At 66.9% G+C, this 293-nt stretch carries 1 protein-coding gene; it reads right to left on the bottom strand.

The genetic code is table 11. From position 1 onward, the window contains the following. Nucleotides 1-293: MGDG synthase family glycosyltransferase (locus tag PZH32_RS13455; protein WP_428994059.1), on the bottom strand; the 293-nt coding region annotated here is incomplete at both ends.

Below are 293 nucleotides of genomic sequence, written 5' to 3'. Positions count from 1 at the left end.
CGGCTGAAGGCGGGGCTGGCGGGAATGCCGGTAATGAGGATGCGGTCCTCGGGGACGCGGCGCGGTCGCAGGGTCTCGGCCCTGTGCTCGTAGGCTACGCAGAACAGGTCGGTGTGCAAATGGGGCCACAGTCCCTCGGCTTCGTAGTCGGTGGGCACGCAGATGATGGGGAAGCCCAAGCCGGTGAGCATGCGGGCGCTGACGGCCACGTTGGCCGCCGTGATATGGGTGCACACGATGGCCTGGGGCTTCACCTCGCGCACGTACTCGACGAACTTCGGGTACATGACGCG

Origin of the sequence: Adlercreutzia equolifaciens, from assembly GCF_029076695.1 — a bacterium.
Classification (GTDB): Bacteria; Actinomycetota; Coriobacteriia; order Coriobacteriales; family Eggerthellaceae; genus Adlercreutzia; species Adlercreutzia equolifaciens_A.
Note: the sequence above shows the minus strand (reverse complement) of the source record. Positions and strands in the feature narration are given on the sequence as shown.